The following is a 279-nucleotide window of genomic DNA, read 5'->3' on the forward strand; positions in this document are numbered from 1 at the left end:
ACATCATCGAGAGATTCGCGGCGAAGCGAGGCATGGCGGCAACTCCTTTAAAGCGAGGTTCGGTGCGCGGCACGCAAAGCCATGACCGCCATGCGTGCGCCGCGCACCATGTGATTAACGATTGACCAGTTTCGCGGGCGTGAGCCATGTGGCGAACGCGCCGATCACCAGCATGCCGGCCAGCACGTACATGCCGGTTTGCGTGCTGTGCGTGAGGTCCTTCAGATAACCGATCATATAAGGGCTTGCGAAACCCGCCAGATTGCCGATCGAGTTGAT

The 279-nt window shown here is 59.1% G+C and carries 1 pseudogene; it reads right to left on the reverse strand.

The window, feature by feature from the left end:
* Window positions 1-114 precede the first annotated feature (114 nt).
* Window positions 115-279 (reverse strand): annotated as a pseudogene (locus EN859_RS40185) (MFS transporter); the annotation flags it as partial.

The organism is Mesorhizobium sp. M00.F.Ca.ET.216.01.1.1 (assembly GCF_004010325.2).
GTDB lineage: Bacteria > Pseudomonadota > Alphaproteobacteria > Rhizobiales > Rhizobiaceae > Mesorhizobium.